At 59.3% G+C, this 16,626-nt stretch carries 9 protein-coding genes and 3 pseudogenes; 3 read left to right on the forward strand and 9 right to left on the reverse strand.

From position 1 onward, the window contains the following. From QN219_RS32825 to QN219_RS32850, 6 genes are all read right to left on the reverse strand, one after another. Positions 1–1,837, reverse strand: a 1,837-nt coding sequence (locus QN219_RS32825) for a formyltransferase family protein (RefSeq protein WP_284004610.1), incomplete at its 3' end; no start/stop codon positions are given. Positions 1,838–3,159: 1,322 nt separating this feature from the next. Next, entirely contained in the window at positions 3,160–3,804 is a 645-nt protein-coding gene (locus QN219_RS32830) for a 4'-phosphopantetheinyl transferase superfamily protein (RefSeq protein ID WP_283980046.1), read from the reverse strand. Between the two features lie 660 nt (positions 3,805–4,464). Next, a complete protein-coding gene (locus QN219_RS32835) occupies positions 4,465–10,011 on the reverse strand; it encodes a DUF3320 domain-containing protein (protein ID WP_284004611.1) in 5,547 nt (1,848 codons plus the stop codon). A 200-nt stretch (positions 10,012–10,211) separates the two neighbouring features. Continuing rightward, the gene (locus QN219_RS32840; RefSeq protein WP_283980048.1) at positions 10,212–11,051 is read right to left on the reverse strand and encodes a hypothetical protein; all 840 of its coding nucleotides are present in this window, start codon (positions 11,049–11,051) and stop codon (positions 10,212–10,214) included. After that, the gene (locus QN219_RS32845) at positions 11,035–11,382 is read right to left on the reverse strand and encodes a hypothetical protein (RefSeq protein ID WP_284004612.1); all 348 of its coding nucleotides are present in this window, start codon (positions 11,380–11,382) and stop codon (positions 11,035–11,037) included. Before QN219_RS32845 ends, QN219_RS32840 begins: the two co-directional genes overlap by 17 nt. Positions 11,383–11,402: 20 nt before the next feature. After that, positions 11,403–11,780, reverse strand: coding sequence for a hypothetical protein (locus QN219_RS32850; protein WP_283980050.1), 378 nt, complete (start codon positions 11,778–11,780; stop codon positions 11,403–11,405). Positions 11,781–12,157: 377 nt separating this feature from the next. On the opposite strand from QN219_RS32850, the gene QN219_RS32855 reads away from it, so the two are divergent. After that, positions 12,158–13,165 (forward strand): heparin lyase I family protein, encoded by a 1,008-nt coding sequence (locus QN219_RS32855; RefSeq protein ID WP_284004613.1) that lies wholly within the window; start codon positions 12,158–12,160, stop codon positions 13,163–13,165. A 474-nt stretch (positions 13,166–13,639) separates the two neighbouring features. On the opposite strand, the gene QN219_RS32860 is transcribed toward QN219_RS32855, so the two are convergent. Next, positions 13,640–13,870, reverse strand: coding sequence for a helix-turn-helix domain-containing protein (locus QN219_RS32860; RefSeq protein ID WP_405052311.1), 231 nt, complete (start codon positions 13,868–13,870; stop codon positions 13,640–13,642). Between the two features lie 278 nt (positions 13,871–14,148). Between QN219_RS32860 and QN219_RS34450 the strand changes: the two are divergent. Together QN219_RS34450 and QN219_RS32865 are read left to right on the forward strand one after the other, a co-directional pair. Next, positions 14,149–14,329, forward strand: a pseudogene (locus tag QN219_RS34450) (IS66 family transposase); the annotation flags it as partial. Positions 14,330–14,429: 100 nt separating this feature from the next. After that, positions 14,430–15,059: pseudogene (locus tag QN219_RS32865) on the forward strand (U32 family peptidase); the annotation flags it as partial. Between the two features lie 266 nt (positions 15,060–15,325). On the opposite strand, the pseudogene QN219_RS32870 reads toward QN219_RS32865, so the two are convergent. Then, positions 15,326–15,445, reverse strand: a pseudogene (locus QN219_RS32870) (transcriptional regulator); the annotation flags it as partial. A 354-nt stretch (positions 15,446–15,799) separates the two neighbouring features. Then, positions 15,800–16,372 carry a hypothetical protein gene (locus QN219_RS32875; RefSeq protein ID WP_284004614.1) on the reverse strand — a complete coding sequence of 191 codons (573 nt, stop codon included), beginning with the start codon at positions 16,370–16,372 and terminating at the stop codon, positions 15,800–15,802. Positions 16,373–16,626: the final 254 nt, after the last annotated feature.

The following is a 16,626-nucleotide window of genomic DNA, read 5'->3' on the forward strand; positions in this document are numbered from 1 at the left end:
GCCGGACCTGCGCCTCGAACAGCTCGTGGATGCACTTGTCCGATGGATAATCCGCCGCCGTCCGGTTCAGCTCCTCCAGCAGATAGCTGCGCTCGTCGGCCGGAAGGATGTCGAGCTCGCGCACCGGCCGCTGCGGGTCGGCCATTGCGGCATGCAACAGATTTTCGAGGTGCTGTGTGACGCGCTCGATGTGCTCGCGCTTTAAGCGATCTGCATCGAAGTACCACCGAAAACTCCCGTCCGCCGAGCAAATGACCAGTGTAAGCACCTCGCCGGATGGGATGGTCTCCGAATCCATACCGGAAGGCAAATCATCGGCGCCGGTGCTATTGTGCGTGGTGATCGTGATACCAATCGGCCACGGCCGGTTTGATTGAAACAGTTCGGCATTTCGGAACTTGGGATGGCGCCAGACAAGGTCTCGCACAAAGCTGTCGTTCTCGTTCAACAGAACGCATTCCGCAGCAACAGCCTTGCGCACTTCTTCGAAATTGCAGCTAAGGTCAACGGACACTTCCATTGGGACGACTGAGGCGATAAGTGCCTCTTCTGCAAAGAACCCAACTCGCGATGCATTGGGGTTTGTGGCCCAACCCAGCTGAAGTTCTGCTTCGCCTGTGACACGGGCAAGATAGATTAGCCAAGCGCTGATTAAGCATTCAATGCGATATATCGGCGAGAACTTGGTCAATACACTTGGGACCAATGCGCTGCTCGATCGCCAAGCAGACGAAACCGCAGATGCTGACGATGTTGGAAATGGAGGGTGTAATGACTTAAATCGTTGCAGCCGTTGTCGCCAGAAGTCCTCTCGCGGCGCCAGCGTTTCAAATACTCTAGTTATGCTCCTTGCTTGATCATCGCTTAAAATCGGGAGGCGAGCGCCAACGTCCAGATTTGACTGCCTTGCAAGTGCTACTGTATCGATAAGCTGATCATCAGAACTGCCAAACCAAATATCAACATTGTCGGTTGCTGTTGCCACACGCCAGCGGTCTTGATGGATCTCAAGCAATGAACCCGATGGAAATCCACAGCCTGGCGTCGCCACCTCTAGCCGCCGAACTTCGACAGCGTCATTGGCAAGAAGCACCTTAGCCGAGCACAATGGGTTCAAATGATACATCCCAAAGTCCAAGCTACGCACTAACGCTGACAACGATTCTGCAGATTGATCCCACCTTATGCACCCCGCAGCATCAGGTCGTCGATGCCTTGGAAAGTAACTCCTGCCTGCAAGGTTTTGTAATTGACCTTTGAGCCCTCCGTTGATCAAACCTTCAAGGAGTTCGGTAAACCCTCCTATGGCAGCTTGATAACATTTGAGGTTCAGACTTAATGCTGTGTCGGTTGGCGTAATTGATACCAACCGCTGAATGAGCACCTCACCGGTATCGATTCCATCATCGATGCAATGCCACGTAATGGCATGTTCAGGCTCTTGGGCAAGAAGGGCCCACGATGTTGCGTTAGTTCCCGCATATCTTGGCAGTGGGCTGTCATGATAGTTGAAAGCGCCTTGTCGCGCTCGACTAAACACATTCCTTGGCAAGATAAATGGATTGGCGACGGAAAATATAGAGTCTACAGGTCCTGCTTCCAGGAGCGCCGATAGCTCCTCCATGTTTCCCAAGCATGGTATGCCACATTGGGCAGCCCAATCACGGAATATTAGGTCAGCACATAGCGCCGCCTGGATTCTGTAACCCATCTCAATTGCGATCTTTGCGCATTGAATCGCCAGCGTACCACTGCCGATGAAGATGCTGGAGAGTCCAGAGGACACTCTGTTCAAATCACGATCGTTGATCTCGTCCTGAAGGAATCGAATGGCCATTATTATCCCTCATTTAAACCATCGGATCGTTTCTTCGCATGCAAGCCGCCGAGGGCGAGAGTTATCCCGAGCCCGGTATGGTGCGCCTCATGGAGAACTGGCGGCGCATCGGGTCGGACTCGGTGGCCTCGGCAAAGCGCCCGCCGCTATGTTTTGCGCGGCGCTCTCAGTCGAGAGCCCGTGTACTCTTGATATCGAGCCAGAGGGAGGAGTTATCCTGGCTCTCCAATATTGACGGTGCCGATTGAGGCATATTGCAGAGTACGGCGGGCGAACATTCTGGGCATATCTGCGACATAGAATTAGCCGGGATCGGCAACTCCTCGCAGCATTCTAAATTCTTTACCGGTGTCGGGCTGAACAACGGTAATAAAGAGCTCAACTCCTCTGTACCTACACTTCACCAGATCGATGAACCAATGGATTGTTTTGATGTGCTAAATCGGTGCGGTGAATGAGTTGCGCGTCGCCTACTACGTGGGGCTTTCGATGTTGCCGCTTCTGCTGCTGATCCTGGTGGTGCAGAAGCGAAGCGCATACTCTTTCGACGATGATTTTTGTCTTGCCTCATGTGCAACGTCGGAGCAATGCGAACCTTCAACATAGTGTGCCTCAGGATCGCTCGGCTTCCGATCTCCGACCGGTTACGAGCACGCGACCTCTATTTGCTGGACGTGCTTGGCGGGCCTGTGCCGTACTGGGTGGCCGGTGAGTTTACACCGGCGGGGAGCCGTAATCGCGGGGCTGCCTGGGCGGGTGGGGTGCGACACATTGTGAGGCAGCAGATCGCTTCGGGATCAGTGGGGTTAGCGTGAGCCGTGGACCGGCACTGGAATGTGAGCAACGCCGGACCCAAGGCGTTTGGCTGTGATCGCTAGTCGGCCGGATCGACGGTTTTGTTGATGAGACATCGGCATTAACGAACATTGGCGACGTAACGGTCGCTGTCTGTGCGGTTTAGCGGTTGAGGGTCATGGGCCGAATAGGTCTTGGCTCCGGAGCTCGGGCTCGGCCAAACATAATCCTGCACAACCTCCTCTATAGGGCGAAGCCAGTCATGCTGCTGCCGATTTGTTTGGGGGTACGTGCTGAAGGTTCATCGAGCCGGGATTTTCTGCAATCCAGCGGGGCACTCTGAGCTTTCATTAGGTATAGTCGCGGACATTCTCCCAGGCGAGCCGTTGTCGATAAATCCGCGTGGAACGTGCCAATGGAGAGAGCCGTCTGAAGCGGCCATGTCCCATTTCCGACATGTGTCCGACACGGGGCAGTGCGGTCCTGCCAGCCGTAGTCTTCACGAGACCCCAATGCATCTAATTCGATCAGGCGATTAAATACGCCAGACCGATAATATTGTCAGAGGTAAGGAGCGCAATCGAAAAGGCACAATTCGCCTTTGGGACGTACGCCAACCCGGCGCCTATATCGATTTCGACGTCCTGAAATTCCAGAAATTCGCGATGTATTGGGCAATACGCTTTGTAAACTGCCTCCTTTAAAACAAAAAGGTCCCTCCGCTGGAGCAGACGGAAGTCGTACATGCTTTGCTCCCTGGACGTTGCGATCAACTCAATTAGACCGTTCGGAAGAGGCTCATTAGGTTCAATGTCGAGGCCAAGCGACAAAATGGTCTTCTTCTCTGCAATGGCGGCCGCTGCTACCGTAGCGTGATGTGCCAAAGATCCGACAACGCCATCTGGCCAAATCGGAATTCCAAGTTCCGTTTTCAAGATTGGGGTTGGTGGAAATCCAAGTTCGCCGAGGAGTGTTCGGGCGATGATCCTTGCGGCACCGCTCTGGCGACGGACTTTGGCAACAGCGCGTCCCAGCCCTTCAACTTCAGAAGCGAACAAGGCGGCCTCGTCGGCGCATTCTATCCGGCGAGTGCCGACGAGGATCTTCTGTTCGTCAAATGTTATAATCTCCACCTCTTTGCGTCCTTTAAGCTTTTGAATTTTGACCGTCACCCAATCTAGTTAGTTTTCGAGTGGGCACCATGCTACCCGAATCCGGTCATTGGTGTTCTGTTCATTGTTTTGCAACCGCATTCGCTCTGGCAGAGAGGCCGGTGCCCTGCAGACAGGTCCATTAGCTGAAGCACCCGACGGTACCGTGGGGACGGAATGTTAGAAGGAACGGATGCGCGGCCCGACGACGGCGCGGGTGTTCGGAGACGTATCGACTTTCTCCACAACAGACTCTGGCACGCCGCCGCTGTTGCGGCGGAGAATTCAGCGTTGTTGCGGTTGTCGACGGCTTCTCGTGAGTCTTCCATCGCTGTGCGGCCAAGCAACAGCGGGTTGAGAGCCGATGAGAGATAGAGTCCGACGAAATTATTCCGCCAGGGAATCGAGATCAGCTGCCCCATCACCGACGTTGAAATAACGTTGTGGTTACAAAGGTTCCATGTCGGGGCTCAGATGAAACCCAAAGACGTGTGTTATACACTTGCGCGAGATGTCGGCTATCCGCACGTGTACCAACTGTCGTCAGTGGATGTCCGCGGCCACATAGCATCAGTGGGACTGCGGGGTCTCTTAACCGTCGCTGCGTGCTCGTCGCGATACATGCTGCCCTGAATAGCACATTCCTTCTAGCGTCGCGTCCTCCCACCGCTTCCCAGGTAGCTATGTCACCCTGAGCATGGTGTTTTCCTCCACGAGTCCACCCTCCAGTTTCAGAGCGTCAATCCGGGCGAGGATGGCATCCCGCAACTGCGAGCTGGTCGACTTGAACCCAAGGCCTCGCGCGACCGCGTTAACGGCCTGCTCTGCGGTTGCTCCCATGCTTGCGGCGATGATCTCTTTGAGGCCTTGATCGATTTCCATAGGCGGGATCATCTCGATCCTTCGCAGGCTCAGTGACGTTACGCCACTGCGATCGCGAAGCACGATGGGCGCCTCGGGCCAGACGAGGAACCCCTCTTCCCGGAGGATTTCTCCCGCCCTGTGAGCGATGTCCATCGCCGAACCTACGTGGGCGTCGATACGGTTCCCGGCCCGTTGCAGTCCCCAAGCCGTCCGGATTCGGGTGACGATCTCGTCCTTATGGATCGGCCCCTCGGCTTCGACCGTCTGCTTCACCAGGGAAACGATGACGCCAATTGGAGCCTCATGGAGTTCGCTCGTTATGTTCGGACGAAGCGTCACTTCCACGTAAAGGTTGTTTGCAGGTGTCGCCTCGGAGGCGGCTTGAAGTCCGACTTCCGTGACGTCGGCCCGCTCGATAGTGACGACCTCGACCGGCACCGCGCGCGAAGCCCCGTGATTACCGGATGGGTTGGCGACGGCGTCTGCCTTGGCCTGTTCGATCGCCGCAACAAGTCGTTCGAGTTCAGCCTTGGGTCGCTGGAACCAGTCGGTGCTCCAGATGCGATGAAGCGTCCAGCCGTGATCTTCGAGAACCTCCTGTCGCAAACGGTCCCGGTCACGGGCGGATCGGGAGTCGTGATACGCAGCGCCGTCGCACTCGACACCAACCAGGTAACGGCCAGGAACGGCCTCATCTGCTACCGCGAGGTCGAGGAAAAAGCCGGCAATACCAACCTGAGGATGGACGTGGTAGCCACGCTCCTGGAGGGCTGCCATCACCTGCTCCTCGAACACGCTGTCCATCTGACGATCAGTCCGCTGGCCCATAGCAAGGCGACCGGTCCGGGCGTAGTGGAGGAAGAGCTTGAACGCGAAGACGCCCTTGCCTTTGCCACGCTCGAGATCGATGTCCTCATCGGTGATCGACGAGTAGACTTCGCAGCGCCTCTTGGCGCGGCTGATCAGAACATTCAGTCGGCGCTCGCCGCCCTCGGCGCCGAGCGGACCAAACCGCATCCCCATGAAGCCCTGTGCGTTTTTCGCGTAGGCGACCGAGATTAGAATGACGTCGCGTTCGTCCCCCTGGACGTTTTCCAGGTTCTTGACGAAGAAGGGCTCGTGCGGGTGTGCGTGGAAGAACTCTTCGGTCTGCGGGTTCAGTCGCCGCAGAAGTTCCAACTGATCCTGGATCTCCCTGCGCTGCTTGATTGAGAACGCGGCGACGCCCAGCGAGAGGTTCGGGTGCTCGATCGCGTGACGGATGATCGCCTCCGCGACCACCTTGGCCTCCGTATTGTTCATGCCGTCCTCGAACACGCCACCGGGCACGTGACGAAAGCGGAGCCCAATCCCCGCCTCCTGCGTATACGGAGACGGAACTATGAACAGCTTGCTGTCGTAGAATTCGGAGTTGGAGACCGCGATCAGCGACTGGTGACGACTGCGATAATGCCACCGCAGCATCCGCTGCGGCAGCCCTCGGGCCGCGAAGAGGCCAAGAATGCTTTCGATGTCTGAGACCTGCGCGCCGTCCTGTCCGTCGTCGTCCTCCGATCCACCGGACGTCATCTTTGCGAAGAAGCGGGTTGGCGGCAGCTGCCGCTCGTCTCCGACGACCACAACCTGCTTCGCACGCGCCACGGCGCCGAGGGCGTCGACCGGCTGGATCTGACTGGCCTCGTCCATCACGAGGAGGTCGAATTCAAGCTGGCCTGGGGGCAGGAACTGCGCGATCGAGAGCGGACTCATCATAAAGACGGGCTTCAATGCCTGAATGGCTGGAGACGCCTTCTGCATCAGCTGACGGATGGGCATGTGACCCTTACGCCGAGCCATTTCGCCGCGGAGGACGCCGACCGGGCCGATACCCATGACCGCCGGAATCTTCTTATGATGCGCGCGCACCACCTCCAGCCGTGAAAGCGCCATGCGGCTGCGATCCAGAGTGGCGAATTCGCTCACGAGGCGGCTATGAACTTCGCCGTCGAACCGGACGAGTTCCGGATCCCGCCGGTGCTGATCCCTCAGGACCGCCTCGTAGATGGCCATCTCGACGTACGACGCGACGTCGTCGGGCCGCACTCGGCCGTCGTCGAGCCGTTCCACGACCAGGCCGACGCCGGCTTCACTCGCGTCCTGCGCCCTGCCCTTGTAGGCGGCCCATTTCGAAAGCTGCTCGTCGTTCTCGATCCATCGGTCGATCTTCGCCCTCAGCAGATCGAGCGGGGCATCGTTGGCGCTCTCCGCTCCGAGGACGATATTCCGATCCGCCTTTAGGAAATCGAGGATGTCGCCGATCCCTATTGCCAGGGCGTCCCCCGCGCCAGAAGCCGTGTGTGCTGCCTTGGCGGTGGACGCGCGGTCCTCGATCCGCGAGGCAAGATGCCTGATGTCGCTGTTCGAAGAAACCCATTCGGCAATCGACGCCAGCGCCGGCCAGTCGGATTCAGCCCCCATCCATTGTCCGGCGAAGGCTGCGTGCCCGGTGACTTCGAACGCGTCCAGCGACACTTTCAGTGCCTGGGCCTCGGACAGGAGCTTCAATGCCTGCAGTCGCACCGACGCCTCGCAATGTGGTGACCGCGAAAGGGCGAGGAACGCTCGGTCTGCCTCGGCAACATCATGGAAGAGCTTGGCAGCGTCGGTGAGGACTACGCTTTCTGCGCCGGGCACGTCGGCGAAGAGTTTCGCCGCTTCTTCGCCGAGGTCGCTCCAGGCGGATAGCAGCAGACCACGTACCTCCTGCTGCAGCGAGTGCACCTGCTCGCATCGGGCGGCGACGGCAGCCTTGTCGCTGAGCCGACCTGCGATCAGCCTTGCCTCCGTTCCGACGCCGCGCAGGCTCCGCATCCACAGAACGAGGTTTTCCAGCGGCTTGGGATCGGAGCGTTCGCCGCGCCAGTCGGCTCCAAACGCCGATCGCCCGAGAGAGTCGCCGTCCTTGATGATGGCACGCGCCTGCTTGCCCTTCTGGAGCAGGTCGAGGATGCGGATCGTCTCTGCCGGTGTCGTCTGGGGCATCACCGTCTTCAGCAATGCCTTGGCCTTCCGCCAGTCGCCGCTCAGGAACTTGAAGAGCTTCTCGCCATGGATTGCGACCGCCGTACGAGCATCAGTCAGATCGATGTCCCATGCCTGGTCGGAGATCCTTCCAGACAACTCCGACTGAACCTGTCTGAGCGTCGCCACTGCTTCGGCCAAGTCGCCCGCTTGGTCGAGGCCACGTTCCCATATTGCAGCGACGAAGGCGTCCGGGCTGGCGTCGGGAGCTTCGGCCACCCGCTGGCCGATGACGATCAGCCGGTCGATCGAGGTAAGCGTGGGAGAGGCGTTGACGCCGAGCAGGCCACGCAGAGCGCTCGCGGCGCTCAGGAAGCGAGGGAGCGCTGCGTCGATCTGAGAGAGAGTGGCGAAGCCGGCCGCAGGGAAGTCCGTGGGCAGCCGTGCAAACTGCGTGGCAATAGGCGACGGGTCCGTCGCCCAGGCCTCGCCTTGAAACAGAGCGTCTACATCGCCTCTCAGGCGTGAGAACTGTGCTCCATCCTTGACTGCCTTGGCGATCGCCGACTGCTCCGTATCCCAGATCGGGTTCGCCAATGCCCGCGGCGCGACCTTTTCAGGGCATGACGCAATCCGCTCGGCAAGTGCCACGTCCTTCTTGAACGAGGTGATGGAGAACGGCCTTTCCCGCTCCAGGCGGGCGCTAACCGCCTGCATATCCGCGACGAGCTGCGTTAGGTCGGAACTCGCTGTTCTCAGGCGGCCGGTCAGACGCTCAAGATCGAGCGGCGTGATGCCCGTGAGACCAACGCCATACCACGGATGATCGATCGGGAGACCGATGTCCCTGATACGCTCCGCCAGTTCCGACAGAAGCATGACAATCCGGTCGCGGGTCTCGGGCGTCCAGGTCGTGGCGTTCGCAAGCTCGATGTCCGAAGGCGGAAGGCCTTGCCGCCTTAGTCGCGAAAGGTGGCCGGTTACCTGGAACGGCGTCAGCCCGTAAGGCTGATAGACTGTGTGCATCCGAACGGGATGCGCGTTCAGACTGTCACGCGTCTCGGTGAGCCGACGATCGAGCGCGTCGCTAGACTCTCCCTTCGGAGCGCCGAGATCCCAGACGTGCTGCAGTTCGGCGAGGAGGGCACGTTTGTTGGCCTTGTTGCTATGAAGTTCGAGGCACGCGTCCCCGACGCCCGCCTGATCGAGACGACGCTTGACCACCTCGAGAGCGGCCATCTTTTCCGCGACAAAAAGGACTGTCTTTCCATCGGCGACGGCGGACGCGATGATGTTGGCGATCGTCTGCGACTTGCCCGTTCCCGGCGGTCCCTGAATGACGAGATTTCGGCCTCTGCGTGCTTCGTGGATCGCCAGCGTCTGCGAACTGTCCGCGTCGACGATGTGCGTCATCTCGCGAGGCGAAATGTGAAGATCGATATTCGCATCCTCCGCTAGCAGTTCCTCCGTCCTCGTGAAGCCGTCGGAAACCAGCGAAGTTATCAAGGGGCGGTCGGTGAACTTCTTGTCTTCCGGCCAGAGACTCGGATCCAGATCCCGGTACATCAGGAACTTGGCGAACGAGAAGAACCCGAGAACCATGTCGTCGGGCTGCACCGACCACGTCGGCTTGATGCTGATGGCTTCCGCTACCTTGGCGGCGTATTCCTCGAATGAGAAGTCATCCGACGCCTCGAACACTGGCATTCGGATCTTGTGTATCCTATCAAGAAAGGCTTCCAGAGAAAGGTTCGACGCGAATTCCTCCGGTCGCGCGCGTAGTCTGAAACGTTCGGCTGCGCTGCCACGTTCCAGTCTTACGGGCACGAGGATCAACGGTGCGTAGCGAACGTTCTCGGCATTGTTGGGGTCGACCCACTTCAAGGTGCCGAAGCCCAGAAATAGGATATTGACCCCCTGCTCTTCCTCGAGCGTCCGGGCGTCGAAATAGAGATCGAGGAGCCGCTTCTGCAGGCCGTTGGGCGTCATGCGGGTCTGAAGCTTGGTGTCGCCGTGCCGGACGAGACGTCCGCCTTCGTCCCTCTCGTCATCGTCGGGGAGCGCCAGCTCTGCCAAGGATTCGTCCTCCTGGTCGTCCTTGGAGTCCCTGCCCTTCGCACCAGGCAGGAACGTCATCGCCCTGCCTTCGGAAACGAGTATTCGGAAGACCTCCGACGACTTCTCTTCGACGACGTCGACCGTCCTCGCGCTCTTCGAGAAGCGCGGAACGTTCAGCAGGCGGTTCCGCGCTCCAAGATCCAGAAGCTCCATGCGAGCTCGCTCAATCTTGGCTTCGACGGAAAGATTGCTTTGAAATATGGATTGCTCGATTGGCTCGGCTTGAGCTGCAGAGATATGGTTCATGCGCTTCTCCCCTTCCCGGCGGATCTTGCACAAAGGAGGAAGGCGGTCCAGATGACTTGTGCAAACACCACGAGATTTTATTATCGCTTACTCAACGGTAGCGTGAATTGGTCGATGGCCGCCTGACCCCGGCATCCCGAAATCGATGTGAAGCCGATCGCAACATGCGAAGGGCGTTTGCGGGGCATTGTTACGCCTGCCTAAAGTGCGAACAGTCCGCGATCCCTGCAGTGGAGGTCGTCCGGATCGAAGTATTTTCCGACCCATGCGTCGCTGCTACTGAGAAACCATTCCGATTGGACCGCGGCTTCGCGCTTGTCGGCGGTCCGCGCCGCCTCGTCGTTGGCAGAGGGGGCCCTATCCAATCCGTTCAGGAAATTGAAGTGGTCGATGAGGCCGATGGCTTCTATCGCGAAGACCGTCGCGACCTCCGGATCGCGGATAGCCAGGAGGTTGTCGCCGTTGGCCTGCTCGCCACCGAGCGCAAGGTTGGACGATCCGCAGAACACCGTGGGGTCATTGCCACGGAACCCGCATACGACGAACTTGTGATGGACCTGATGGCCGAGCCCCACGTAGCGGATCTGTTCGAAAGGAGGCGGCAGGTGGGTCCTGCCCGGCTTGCCGGTGACCAGGACGCTCTGGCCGGAGCCGATCTTGTAAAGCGAAATCCCCTTCGGATTGTCCGATATCCCGAACGAGAAGATGGACTTCTCGGTATGGATCTTGTTCAGCACTTCGTAGACGGGATTCAGCGCGCGGCTGTCCAGCTCCATCACGGCGAAGAGGATGCTGGCCCGCATGCCGCCGTCAGTGACCTCCTTCCCGATCCTGGCGACCACGTCGCCGAGCACGCTTCTGGCCATCGCTTCGGCATGCGGTGCGAACGTTATGCTCGTCGATGGGACGTCCTGATCGAAGTCGTACCGGGTGTTTGCGAGCGGCGACTGTCTGAACGAACTGCTCGCCTTGGTCTTCCAAGCGTGCTCGAAGACCTGCAGGTATCGCCCGGCGACGGCCGCGTCATCGTAGACCAGCACGTGGTTCGAATTGACGTAGACGCCGGTGACGGAGAGGTTTGTGGAGCCCTTCAGGATCCAGCTGGGCCGCGCCGTTCCTCTTCACGATGAAGACCTTATGGTGGGCGTAGCGTCGGAAGCGGCCTCGTTTTATGGAGCCGGCGCCCGCGGACGCAGCAAACTTCTGTTCGAATTGGTCCTCGGGCTTGGGCTTGTCCGTGTCGTGATGCAAGGCCGCGTTGTCGAGAATGATGCGGGCCCGCGCGCCCAGGCTGATAAGCGCCTTCATGACGTCCGGCTCGTTGAGGTCGTAGGCGAAGACATCGAGCTCAAGATCTTTGTCGCCCTTCACCTCGTCCAACACCTCGAAGATCAGCTTCCGCGCGGTGAAGCCAGACCAGCGGAGCGGAACTCCTCGCCCTGCAGAGACCGGCCCGCAACCTCGCCGGTGTCGAAGAGCAGCTCGTCGCCCTTCGGCCGGATCGGAGCCGACTTGCCGAAGTGACGGGCGAACGCCTGCGACTGCGTGTAGCCCCTGGTGAAGCCGAGCTTCAGGTTCTTTGTCTCGAAAGGTGCCATAGTCACTTTGATGTCGAGGCTCAGAGCGCGATCGAACGCCTTCAGCCGATGGTCATCGCCGAAGTAGCGCGGCGTAATCGTGTACGTATATGAGCCGAATTCTGGGTCGAGTCCCTGGTAGTCGAGTCCGGGCACGTGAAGCCATCTGAACTTGCGTATCGGCGCGTTCATCGTCGAATTTTTCAGGCCCCGACGTATCCCGCGCATGCTGTTCCGGATGCTCGAAGCGAAGGTTGTTGAGAAGGTAGTATGGAGGTCGTGTCGGAGGCTTCACCCTGATCGTGAACCCGGCGAGTCCTTTTCGAGCCCTTTCGTCCAGAACGTCGAACGCGAGCAATGTCGTAGCGTCCCCACGATACGGCTATCGAAATAGTATGGTTGCTGCTGCCCGCCAAAGTCCTTTCAAGTGCCCCGAAGGTCTGCTCCCAATCGACCAGCCTTGACACTCTTACACGAAATGATACGACGATAATATTACAGGTTGCAATCTGGATTGAGATTTTCGGTCTTCTACACCGCGATCGAAACTCTCCGTTTCCGAGGACGACGTGCGCGCATTTCTGTCTCCTGTCCTTCTGGCGTTTCTGGCCGGCTGCACCCATTCCATGGCGGGCCCGCCACGATATCTCGTGTCGGAGAACTTCGCGAAGGAACCGCGTCCTAGATACTGGTTCGTCTGCCATCGTCCGGAGAACACCTTCAAGTTCGGCGCCACGGACGGGTCAGGCCGGACAGCGATGGTCGCGACCGTGCGACCGGAGCCGAAGGCGCTAGCTCCCCTGAGGGAGCATCATGCCGGCTGCATCGACGAGGACGGAGACTATCAGCGGGATGGCGACGAGAGGGCCGAGTTATGGGAATCCCATGAGGCCCGCGTGCCGTTGGGAACCGATGTATGGTACCGCTTCGACATGTTCCTCGACGATAGCCTGAAGGCGACCTCCAAGCGGTTCGTCGCAGGACAGTGGAAGGAGGGCGAGGCCGCGCGCGGCGGCCCCCTCGTCGCGCAGCGCTTCACCGGCCGCAGGTTCACGGTGACGGTCGAGCAGGACAACCTCGCTCCGAAGCAGAGCCCCGACGACGTGCTCTGCAGAGTGCTGGTGGCCGACCAACTTCCACTTTCGCAGTCGCCGGCGGGATGGCCCCATGACGACAAGGCGAAGGTGGTTCCGCCTCTGCAGCATCGCAAGAGCAGGATGGATTTCACGTCCAAGGCCATCGAAGTTGCACGCGACCCCGGATGTGCTCGTGGCATTATCGCGCAACAGTATCACCTGCTTCCCGATCCCTTCGGCCGCTGGACGACGATGGTCTATCACCTTGGGCTGACCCCGGATAACAAGGCGTTCGTTGAGATCTGGGCCAACGGCGTCAAGATCGGCAGGGTGGACGGCAGAATCGGCTATGCGAAGACCGGACCGCGCCTCACGCAATACTTCAAGTTCGGGCCTTATCGCGACCCCCAGAAGTTCGAAACCGTCACGAAACTTGCGAACTACGTCCGTAGCACCTCCCGCAACGATGTCGATCCGACCGGCAGGTTAGCTCCGGATTGAGCCTACCCCGACCTGTCTTCGCCGAGAGGATCTGCCAAATGACTTTCCGTCTCGCATGCTTGTCAGCCGCAATGCGCTGGTCCGGCACCGCCGTCGCCTGATGGGACGAGGGCCACATGAAGATCGCCGCAATGGTCCACGAGCAGCTTACGCCTTCCGCGCGAGCTAAAGCCAACAGGCTGACGTGCTCACCGTCGAGGCGTACCTTAGCGCTCCGCTCGTGGCAATGGGGCCGATCACCTTAACTCAGCAGGTTTGGAAAGTCGGAACGTTTGCTCGAACTTCGATCAGCCCCGCGGCGAATATCGTACGCGCCGAGTGGCAGCAAGGTTGTCCGGGCCGCCCTCACCTCTCGAAGGGGGAATGATCAGGGCTGCGAGGAGACGGGGACCATGCACCTCGCCTCGAGCCGGCGGCGCCGCAACAAAACGCACGCGCACGGGGAGCAGATCCCGCTGACGCCACGCGCTGGCGTTAGTTCTGCAGGAACGCGGAGTTTGGCACTCGAAGTGCAGCCGCGATGCGCCTGAGCTTGGCCGGGTCGACATCAGCACCTATTTCGATCCTTGTAATTTCAGTGCCAGTGAGCCCGCAGGTCAATGCAAGGTCCTCGATGCTATATCCCACCGCTTCGCGAGATCGCCGAACAGCGTCTCCGATATCGAGGTGGCCTCGGCCGATGGCGGACGCGCCTGTGTTGCTCATTGAACATGCCATAGTAACTCCTTCGATCATGCGCCGTACAGGCAGCTGTAGACAGGCAGGTGCAGCTACAGGGGCTGGCAGATCGGTAATGCTGCGGTGCAACAAAACATAATAAGTGTGACAATTGCAAGGCAGGCTCTGGATGGCCGACACGGTCTCGTGGCGACGACTTGCGAGCTTTTCCGGCCAGTGGCAAAGATTCTGATGCCATGCTCCAGAAGATTATTGTCGATCGGCATCCTGCCGCCGACTCCCATTCTCGGTGATTGCCGCGGCATGGCTTTTCCGCGCGGCTCCCACTCGAGGCCGCGACCCATCTTGGCTACATAGGCCCATACCAGGCGGCGGTTTGTAGACGCTCTCAAGGCCAGAAAGAAAGGTGGCGGACCGCCGGAGCGGGCGCTCCGGTTCTTCGAAAAGCTCTACCTCGTTGAACGGCTGGCAGGGGCAGAAAGCCCGAGGACGATCGCCAACGGCTGCCGCACAATCTCGCCTTCACTGGAGCTGATCGGCGGCCGGTCTAGTCTTGCTCGACACGACTCTATTCCGGCTATACGCCAGCCCCTACCCGGTCGAGGCGAATGATCTTTCGACGCTGGCTCTGCTCGAGGGGAAGCCGCATTAGGTTGGACCGCTGGTCAACGTCCACAACGCGGCGACCGCCCGCGTGCTCTCGAAACGTGGCGCGACGAGCATGTGCCTGCCGCCCGAACTTCTGCAACTCTCCATCAGAGAGATGAGCATCGATTTCGAAGTGCTCGCCTTCGGGCGCATGCCGCTCGCGATTTCCGCGCGTTGCGCCCATGCCCGCGCCAAGGGCTATGTCAAGGACAATTGCCAGTTCGTCTGCAAGGAGGATCCGGACGGTCTTGCCGTGAAAACCCTCGACGGACAATCCTTCCTCGCCCCGAATGGCGTGCAGACCGTCTCCTTCACCTGCCAGGCCCTCGTTCCGGAGTTCCAGGACTTGATCTTGTCATGGCGTGCTCCACTTTCGCCTGTCGCCGCAGGACTGCGACATGTGGCGGTCGCGCGTGTCTATGACGAACTTCTAAGCGGTCGGGTGGACGCGGGCGGCGGGATCGAACGATTGCGACGGATCTATCCATTAGCCCCGCCTTCCAACGGCTTTCATCATGGGCGGGAAGGCGCCGCCTGGGTCGCCCGGGGCGCGCCACGGAGCCAATGAATAACTGGCAATGATTGAGTTGGCGGACTATCGGTCGCCCCCGCCAGGAGGGACGGAGCAAATCGTGAGACGCTCAGCCGGGCCTATACAGGATGATCAGTATGGCCTTGGGCGGTGAAAATCATTGCTCTCCGAGGCGGCCACTGGATAGCCTCGGATCTCAGTTGGGGTGGACGGACTCCGTTCGCGACAAAGCCTTGTCGCGAGGAAGGAGAGCCGCCCCGAACAGGCTTCAAGCAGCGATGCCCACCCAGGCGATAACGCATTTATTTGTCGGGATGCCTGCGACGCTTGCCGATCTCCTTGGCTAGACGCGAACGAGCGTCGGCGTAAGCCGGCGCGACCATTGGGTAGCCCGCACGCAGGTCCTGGTTTCTAGCATCTTCTTCCTCCTATAGGAACTGAGCAACCATCGCGAACCGCGTTTCGGGAGGAACATCTCAGATAATCCCGAGAACTGGGTTGGCTCAGGGAACGGAGCGTCATCACGACCCGTGGCCACGGTGCGAGACCGTTGCAAAGGTGGCCAGCAGCTTCCCCAAGCAATCGGAATGGATTGCAAACCGGTGTGGGCTCCAGTTTGATTTTGTCATCCAAAACGGCGACGGGAAGTCGGGAGGATGGTGCGTACTTGATTTCAACAGGCGGCCCTGAACCGTGCTTAGCGCGAGAAAGAGCGCAGCCCTGGACGCTCCTGAAGGGCTTTCGGGAGCGGCCGACCTTGCCATGAGCTCCAGAACTCAGGGGACATCAAAGCGTTCAAGCATCTTCTTGAGCTGCAAGTTCTGTACACGAAGCCGCTCAGTGAGCAACCTCTTGAGTCGCTTGTTTTCTAGGTCAAGGGCGTCCAGTTCGTCCATGGGGATCGGGGATTCTACATTGTTGGCCTGCCTGGTCTTATCCTCACCCACGTCCATCGGAATGTGCTTGGGGCTCTTTCGTGAAACACCGCCTTCTGGTCCTGTTCGAGGCGGCGAGATTTCTTGCGGTTGAAAAACAGCGTCCTCTGCCGAACGAGTGGGGTCATCCAACTCCGATGATTCGACTGCGTCTTCGGTCGAGGCCAACACAGCTCGTTCTTTTTGTTCGTCCGTGTCTTGCACGGCGAGACCCGCATTCGAGTTGATCGGCGGGTGATCTGCATCCGACGGGACGGTTGGTTCTGTTGAATTGAACAGATGCGGCGCTATCTCTTCCACTTCGCGGGTCAGAGCCTTGAAGTCCGTCTCCCCCCAAATCGAGTTTGTCCGCCCCTTTTGCTGCCGTCGGGACGACTTGAATTCAACAATAAACCTGCGTGGTGGCGTTTTCATATGTCTCAACTCAAGCGCCGGTCGGCGCCACTGCATTGCTACGGGTGGACCAATACAGCCCTTCCCCGCTCTGTTCAACTGGTCAATGCGTGCGTGGGCGCTAGACTCCTACTGGAACAATCCGTAGGCGTGCTTCTAGGTCCCGACGGCCTATCGCGAGCTGCGGATCTCCTATTCATCCAGCCCGAGTCTCTTGCGCAGGTCGGCATTTTCCGTGCGCAGTTTTTCCGCCAGAAGCTTACGGAGCCTCTGGT

It is taken from the genome of Sinorhizobium sp. 8-89 (genome assembly GCF_030124325.1).
GTDB lineage: Bacteria > Pseudomonadota > Alphaproteobacteria > Rhizobiales > Rhizobiaceae > Sinorhizobium.

What these genes read in the sequence shown, in the direction of transcription:
- QN219_RS32835 (WP_284004611.1), bottom strand. Translation starts at nt 10,011, where the DNA reads ATGAACCATATCTCTGCAGCTCAAGCCGAGCCAATCGAGCAATCCATA.
- QN219_RS32850 (WP_283980050.1), bottom strand. Translation starts at nt 11,780, where the DNA reads ATGAACGCGCCGATACGCAAGTTCAGATGGCTTCACGTGCCCGGACTC.
- QN219_RS32860 (WP_405052311.1), bottom strand. Translation starts at nt 13,870, where the DNA reads ATGAGCAACACAGGCGCGTCCGCCATCGGCCGAGGCCACCTCGATATC.
- QN219_RS32875 (WP_284004614.1), bottom strand. Translation starts at nt 16,372, where the DNA reads ATGAAAACGCCACCACGCAGGTTTATTGTTGAATTCAAGTCGTCCCGA.